Source organism: Herbiconiux daphne, assembly GCF_024979295.1.
GTDB classification, from domain to species: domain Bacteria; phylum Actinomycetota; class Actinomycetes; order Actinomycetales; family Microbacteriaceae; genus Herbiconiux; species Herbiconiux daphnes.
Window position 1 is genome coordinate 1 of record NZ_JANLCJ010000019.1, and the last position, 7512, is coordinate 7512.

Consider the following 7512-nt stretch of genomic DNA (forward strand, 5'->3'; position numbering starts at 1 on the left):
CCGACTTAGGTCCAGCAGAAAAAAAAGTGATAGCCACTATTCCCCGTCACTAATCGAAAAATAATTCTTGACAATGGATGTCTATGTCAGTTCGGCAACGATGGCGGTCACTAACTATTATGCTTGACTATTATCGATCACTATTTCAGTGAAAAATAAAAAGTGCATACGTGGATTAGACCGTGATATAATCTCTCACGTAGTAATCGAAACATTGTTCTTTAACATTCTGGAGGGTAGTTTTATGATGGTTGAATTCTTCGCCAATCAGGTAATCAATTATCTGAAAAAATCCATTGAGGACGCAGGGCAACATATACAGCCCGATACACTGTTCATTAGTCCAGACAGTGAAAACGCTATTTGTTGCAAGTTATGCGATGGTGGCGTGTCCTATTGGGTTATTTCGGCTAATCCAGAGACTAACAAATTTCACCTTCATCAAGTGGTAATCGACAAGGAAAATGATTGCACTTGTGACGACGTATTTGTTTACACCACTATCAAAGAAGTGTTAGAATACTTCCATAGCGTAGCAGTTCAAAACGCAAAGTGGATTTCACTCAATCAACCTAAAGGGCAGTAACCATGCAAAAGAAAATTACCGTGTACATCGTCACCGCTGGCGAATCTAAAGTACCATTCACCACCAAATCCCGCGCAAATGAAGCCGTGGAATTGCTGGCAAAATTCGGTGTAGTGGCTGAAATCACTACCGAAAAACGCACCGTTACCATCGAGTAACATAGCGTAAACCCAAACAGGGGCTGTAAATTCCAATCGACTGGTAAAGCCCCTCCATCAAACTCAAAATAGAGATTAATACCAAAATGGCTAAAGAAATCAAACTCGACGCAAAAGCAAAATTCAACGCACTGGCAAACGCGAAACACATTTTCGCGTTCAAAGAGGAAGGAACCGCTTTTAAACTTCTCGACCTGATTATCACCGATGAAGCGACGAAAGCTGTAGTAGTTACGGAAGACGGCGAAATCCACGGCCTGTTTACTGACAGCGCAAGCGCGAAATCTGCCCTTCAGGAAGTGCGCGCCTGTTTCGGTGACGACCAGCCGTTTATTAAGGTCAACATCCGTGAAACTGCCAAAAAGCAGAGCGTTTATTACGTAGAAGTTCAGTAATAAATAGTTGCCCGAAATAATTTTAAGCCCCTTAATTGGGGCTTTTTTGTGGGCGCAATTCGTGTATAATTGCAGGACACATCACAGAGAGAGTTAAATTATGATTAGCAATTCCAGACTTGAAACTATTGTTGAAAACATGGGCTTTGATTGTCGCATGGCGGAACGTCAGAGCATGGCGCGGGAAATCCTCACATTACGGGCGACGGTTGACAAACTGAATAAGGACAACGCCCAATTAAAGCAGGTGATTAAAACTGGCGGTCAATGGGAATGGAACGGGAATTCATCGCCAGCGGGTCACGGTCACGACGACGTAGGAATTAACCCACTCCACACCAAATAAAAGAAAGCCCCTCAATCGAGGGGCTTAATTATTTACGGTTCAATCTGCCAGTGCGGATAATCCCACGAATCACGACCACCCTCAATTACCCCGTTTCGGTTCCAGTCTGCTCCGTGGGTAATATTCACTTTCAGCCTATCAGCAGCGTCCAGCATTGCGCGGCGAATGGGCATAAATTTTTCCCGCTCCCACGATTTACCATCCCACAAATCGACCGCCCCGCCGTTCAGGTGGCGGCTGTTCATCGTCTTAGACTTTCCCGCCGCTACCAGTTCCCGCTGGCGTTCTATCGTCCTCACTCCCTCAATGACATAAATATCAATCGGGCATAGAGTCGCCGCCAGTTGAACCACTTGCTGTAAACGGGGATTAACCCCGTTCAGCCGATCCCCGTATTTAATCATTTAATAATTACCCCTTTATTGAGGAAAGAATTAATTTCGTCTTTCTCGTTTTTCAGTGCGGTGCAATTCAATTCGATTTGCTCCACAATAACGAAACCTTTATGGTTTTTCAATTGGTCTTCATCCGTCACCGGAATAGTGAATACACCATTCGGCAGCGCAATATCATTCCGAACCAATTCAATATACGGGCGACGAACCAGATTATCACCGCCAATATCGATATTACTATTATCCATATTATTTCGGGCGTAGTTCGCATACGGAATTTTAAATCCGGCGTCCAGTTCCTTCATAATAATTACGTCGTTAATTTTGGACGACGAAATTAATACAGTCGCTTTCCCGCTGTATGCGTTAACGTGATATTCGACGCTAATTTGTTGCCCGATTACATATTCCAGCGCGATATTAACAGGGTTAATAAAAGGCAGGTGGAATAATGCTTCCGTCTGGTGATAATCGAGGGAATTACCATAAGTTTCTGGTACGGTTACTTTGCCGATATAGAACACCAATTTATCATCGACCAGTTGCGGGGCAATGGTTTTAGTGTCGTAACCGCCTAGCGTAATAGTGCCATCAAGCCCAATCATTGCAGGGTCAATAGCGAACGGTAATTCAATAAGGTCAATAATGAAATCGCCGTAATCAACCGCTACTAAAGCAGTTCCCTCGCTATTAGGCACAATCTGGAACCGGGTAGACGAAAGGGTATTAATAATCTGGTTATCCACCAGATATACATTATTCGCCGCAACGTTATCGGGAATTTTGCGAGTCGTAATAAACATCTGGTCATAAGTCAGCGGGGATTTATCGACCATCGTATAAGACGCGATTTTATCAGTGGGGTCTAAAGTCATATGCACTTTAGAACCGTCAGACATATTAAACCCAATAGAAACGCCGTTCACGTCGTCGATGAATTTATAATCCTGCTCACAAGTGAACACCAGTTTATCACCAGCGAATAATCCTACGTTTTTAGAACCATCAAACGCAACGCCGTTAACAGTTCCATTAACGAATACAGAGCGCATAGCGTTATAATCGTTAACGTCAAACACTGCCAGAGGCGGCGCGGCTACTACCAGCGTTTCATTCAGCGTAGTAATATTATCAGTAACAGATACAGAATAATTACCAGCTTTAGCAGCGATAAAACTATATTCAGTATTATCAATTGCCCCATCCTGAATTTTGGTATTATCAGGGTCTGTAACAGTTACCAAATACCCTCCCGATGGTTTAGTACCATCACCCCACGAATATTTAACCGTGTCACCAGCGGTCGCCGTAGTCGGATGATCTACCCAATGCAACAGAGTAGTGAGCGTTAATTGTTGATCGATTACATGCGCCGTCGGGTCATTACGACCACCCTTGTCATACACTTTTACGGTGTACGTTCCCGCGCTTTCGTTCACGTTGGCGGTTAATGCCGCTGTAGTTTGATCGTCGGTAATAGTTACCCCGTCCGATTCAAACACCACCAGATTATAACCGTTCGCGCCTGGTTCGCCGCCCGTCCAGCTAAACGGAATATCAGTGTCAGGCGTACCCGTAGCCGGATGAAAGTTCCACGCTAAAGGTGCTGGCGGCGTATATGCTTCGGTCTGACATGCGCCAACCTGCCCGTAATGGTCTGCTCCCGCTGGCGACGTCGGTTTAGCCAGAGTACCGAAATCACTGATAGTCATATCAGCGCTCATAGTGGCGTATAATGGCGGGTCTAATTCCGTAGTACCATCAGCAGTTACGATTTTAATAAAGCTGGTTTCAGTGAATCGGTATCCGGTACGCGCCACAAATTTAAGTGTTGCCCCATAGGGAACCGTTCCAACCGCCGTCATTTTTACGCCGTTAACAATAATATCGACGTGGGCGCGGTCAATATATCCGAACGAACCATCGTTAACTACCCAGCCTTGCGCGGGAGGATTTGGGTCAATCGCCGTATGAATATACGTAGTAGAAAGATAATTAATTGACGCCGAAATAGTGTGTGAGCGGGAATATTTCGCCCCGATAGGCATAAATTTAACAGACGTTTGTACGCCACTATCAATGATAGCGATTTCATAGCCGAAATCATCATAGCCATCATCAGGCGGATAACTAGCATCGGTGAACATGTAATTATCATACGTGTCAGCACGTAAAACCGTACCAGTGGGGAACGTAGCCCCTCCTGTTACTAATACATTATTAGCGTATAGCCTAACGTGCGCATTCGCCAGCTTGGTAAATTCAGCCGCCGATAGAGTGAATGAGCCTAGAGCCATAATAAACCCCTTAGATAGTTGTCAGAATCATGGAACGACCAGCGGTTAATTCGCGGTCACAATCATGTTTCGTGATGGTCTTATAAACGCAGGTATCGACATTAATATCAATACAGTCACCCGTTTTAATTTTGCGGGTAAATCGCGCCACGCTGGAAAGAATATCCGGTTTATAGGTTTCCAGCACATCGCAACGCAAACGCAATTCCCACAATTCACCGCCGAGACTGGTAATAGAATCGATGAAATAATAACGCTTGAGCGCGGGGATTTCAGCGTAATTAATATTATCAAATCCGGTCGGTAAATCAGGAATAAGAATTAAAACAGGGGAGGAAATATCAACGTCACGTTTAAGGAAAATATCCATTCGGGTAATTTCCTGCATAGTTTTACCGATTACATTATCCGCATCGGTTACGGTGAATAGCGTTAATAACATAAATCACCTCAGATAAAAAAGGCCAGCCGTTAGGCCAGCCTTTGATTACACACCACCAGAAATTAAGCCAGTGTTTCGCCGATGAAGAAAACAACAAAGTTTTCATTCAGGTCATTATAATATCCGGCGTCCATCTTGTACCAGTTATTATAGAATTCCGCTTTAGCATTATAAGCGGTAGTAGTGCGGCGGTCGAGATTGGACACACCAACCGCATCACGGTCAAACACACAACCGATGATAGCGGCGTTTTTCTTGCCAGTGCCAGCACCTTCCGCCGGGAGTTTAACGGTTTCGCCGGACGCGGTTTTAACGTCGATGATACCAGTGCTCGCCAGCGTGTAATCAGTGCCGGAACCCTGCCAGTATGGAACGGTGTCATGCTGAGGCAACGCCAGTTTTTCAGGGTTTTCCAGCAATGCCGCGCTCAGGGTTTCGCTGGACTTAGAGAAATCCGACAGCAGCACGACACGGCGCAGGTCAGCAGGGGTAAAACGCTCTTTACCGCCAACGTTAAACAGTTTGCTAACGCGGGTCATGCGGTCAGAAATCAACGCAATCTGGTACGTTGCGAAACGCACGAAATCACGGTTAGTCATAGCGGAAGCTACGGAAACCGGATTAGTAGGATTGGTGTCGTTATACAGTTTCAGCAGGTTAACAGCGCGGGCGCTGGTCTTGCTGAAATCGATAACTTTTGCACCAGCCGCGCCAGTACCCAGAGAAGAAACCAGCGTTTCAGCGGTCATGTTATTAATGGCACGCATAATAAGCGCGTCCAGTTTAACGGTCATGCTGTTTTCAACGCCAGTGGTAATCATGGAAACGAAACCGTTTAATTGCTCGCGGCTAGAGAACGATTCTTTAACCTGCAATTCCGTGAACGACATAGGAATTTCGAAAGTAACTTTCGAGTTATAGAATTTCGCTTCAATTTTCGGCGCAGTAAATACGTCCTGCTTGTATTCCTGCCCGTCTACCAGCGCCCAGCTTTCGTTTTCGGTCGCTTCCGGCAGTTGCATAGAAACTTTCTGGAGAACGGAACCAAATTCCCAGCTATCCATAAGGACAGAAGGAACACCGCCAGCATAAACGCGGTCAACGAAAATAACCTTGCCGATATGGTTTACCAGTTTTTTGACATAATTATCAACGCTGGTATTGTCGAATACCGCTTTACCAATATCAACGATATTGGAAAGGTCTTCATTCACCACGGCGGTATCGCCGAGGATTTCTTTAGTCACGTTATTAATTAACGTATACAGTTGAGTAACTTTCATTGGGTATATACCTTTATCAGTAAACAGAGAGAGTTAAATAACTCGCCACGTCTTTCAAAACAATATTAATTATATTGGTTCGCTCGACTAAAGGCAAGTTTTCAAACGCGGCTTTAACGCTAAAAGTTTCGTCGGTCGAGTCTTTAATTACCTCCTCCGTAATAGTTTCCTGATTATTAAAATCGGTGGCGGTGTCTTTCACCAAATCGGCGCTATTAAATGCCGCCGTGGAATTAACCGTTTCACCGTCGCCCATTTTATGCGTGTTGGTAGTGGTATTACCGCCAATTTTCCGGCCAGTGGTAACGCCAATATTACCCGCTACATTCTGGAATTCTACAACCTTATCCCATTTATCCTTATACAGCAGGATAATTTGAGCGGCGGCATCTTCAACAGTTACGTCTTTAAATGCTTTCGCCATAATACGCTCGCCATAGTTTAAGGTCTGCATATATTCTAATTGCGCCTCATCCGTAATGAACGGGAATGGTTCAAGCGCATTAATTGCCGCCCAAATACTCCCGCCATTATCCAGATAATTACGCAGGGTTACGCAATTATTCTGATACATTATTCACCTTCTCCAGTTCAGCCAATTTAGAACGCGCATCCTGAATTTCTTCATCAGTATATTGCCCGTCCACGTTATCGATAATCGCCTGTAATTGTTCGGCGGTCAATTCTTCCGGCGCAGGATTATCGACAGTATCGCCCTGATTATCCTGATTACCGTTTTCTGGTTCTGGTTCATTATTTACCTCTGTTTCGGCGCTGGTATCGGTGGCCTCGCCCTCGCTCCCGTTCCCGTTCCCGTCTACGGTTTCCGTTTCAGTGCTGGTCGTTTCTGGTTCCCCTTCCTGCTCCGGTTCATTTCCGGCGGTCGGTTGTTGCGGTTGTTCATCAGTCGAAACGTCAGAATCACTATCGGGCTTTTGTGGTTCGTTATTGTCGGGATTTCCATCTACCAGCTCTTTATTTTTCAAAGCCCATACAGAGCCGAAATCAACGATGATTTCCAGACCGAACATTTTATTAATGGCCTCAATTCCGCTGATACGGTTTGCCATCATATTATAGACCATAGGGAATAAAGAATCTTCCGACTGGTCGAGTTCGCTGGAAATAAGACGTTCGCGTTTCATGTTGAAATTGGCGGCTAAACCAACCTCATTATACATTTTCGCGGTCAAATACTGGTGATATTCAATCATCGACTGAATAGTTACGCCGCCAGCATTAACCGCCGTCTGGACGCGCACACCTTCAAAGAACGGGTTTTCACCGATAACGGAAATATCGCCGTCGATAATTTTACGTAAATAACTTTCGGCGCTTTCTTTCGTCTTGTCGTCAGGCGCGGAAATAGTTTTAACCGAACGGGAGTTAAAACCCCACACCACCATATTAATATCGTTTTCGACAATAAGCGTATTTTGTTTCTCATAATACGGGAGTAATCCCATACGCAAATCATCGTTACAAATTAATACGCCGTCTTTCGACAGGTCGAGAGTTTTATTAAAATTCAGCGCGACATTGCTGATAGTGATTTCGGTTCACCATATGGGCTTTTAGTTTGACCGCCGAGAGAGCCAACGAAAGCATAC

Annotated in this window: 10 protein-coding genes; 4 read left to right on the forward strand and 6 right to left on the reverse strand. The window is 44.9% G+C overall.

Annotated features, from left to right (window positions below):
• Positions 1-244: 244 nt before the first annotated feature.
• The 4 genes from N1032_RS21800 (at position 245) to N1032_RS21815 (ending at position 1485) form a co-directional block, all read left to right on the forward strand.
• Positions 245-586, forward strand: a complete 342-nt coding sequence (locus N1032_RS21800) for a hypothetical protein (RefSeq protein ID WP_259542276.1) — start codon at positions 245-247, stop codon at positions 584-586.
• Positions 587-588: 2 nt separating this feature from the next.
• Positions 589-744 (forward strand): hypothetical protein, encoded by a 156-nt coding sequence (locus N1032_RS21805; protein ID WP_259542277.1) that lies wholly within the window; start codon positions 589-591, stop codon positions 742-744.
• Between the two features lie 86 nt (positions 745-830).
• Positions 831-1139 carry a hypothetical protein gene (locus N1032_RS21810; RefSeq protein ID WP_259542279.1) on the forward strand — a complete coding sequence of 103 codons (309 nt, stop codon included), beginning with the start codon at positions 831-833 and terminating at the stop codon, positions 1137-1139.
• A 100-nt stretch (positions 1140-1239) separates the two neighbouring features.
• Positions 1240-1485 (forward strand): hypothetical protein, encoded by a 246-nt coding sequence (locus N1032_RS21815; RefSeq protein ID WP_259542280.1) that lies wholly within the window; start codon positions 1240-1242, stop codon positions 1483-1485.
• A 32-nt stretch (positions 1486-1517) separates the two neighbouring features.
• Here N1032_RS21815 and N1032_RS21820 read toward each other — a convergent pair whose 3' ends face one another.
• The 6 genes from N1032_RS21820 to N1032_RS21845 form a co-directional block, all read right to left on the reverse strand.
• On the reverse strand, positions 1518-1889 hold the full coding sequence (locus tag N1032_RS21820; RefSeq protein ID WP_259542281.1) for a M15 family metallopeptidase: 372 nt from the start codon (positions 1887-1889) through the stop codon (positions 1518-1520).
• Entirely contained in the window at positions 1886-4027 is a 2142-nt protein-coding gene (locus tag N1032_RS21825; RefSeq protein WP_259542282.1) for a hypothetical protein, read from the reverse strand. The genes N1032_RS21820 and N1032_RS21825 overlap by 4 nt, the downstream gene beginning before the upstream one ends.
• A 160-nt stretch (positions 4028-4187) precedes the next feature.
• Positions 4188-4619 (reverse strand): hypothetical protein, encoded by a 432-nt coding sequence (locus N1032_RS21830; RefSeq protein WP_259542283.1) that lies wholly within the window; start codon positions 4617-4619, stop codon positions 4188-4190.
• A 62-nt stretch (positions 4620-4681) separates the two neighbouring features.
• Positions 4682-5866: a phage major capsid protein gene (locus N1032_RS21835; RefSeq protein WP_259542285.1), complete on the reverse strand. Its 1185-nt coding sequence runs from the start codon at positions 5864-5866 to the stop codon at positions 4682-4684.
• Positions 5867-5918: 52 nt separating this feature from the next.
• Entirely contained in the window at positions 5919-6476 is a 558-nt protein-coding gene (locus N1032_RS21840) for a hypothetical protein (protein ID WP_259542287.1), read from the reverse strand.
• On the reverse strand, positions 6463-7368 hold the full coding sequence (locus N1032_RS21845; protein ID WP_259542289.1) for a hypothetical protein: 906 nt from the start codon (positions 7366-7368) through the stop codon (positions 6463-6465). The genes N1032_RS21840 and N1032_RS21845 overlap by 14 nt, the downstream gene beginning before the upstream one ends.
• Positions 7369-7512: the final 144 nt, after the last annotated feature.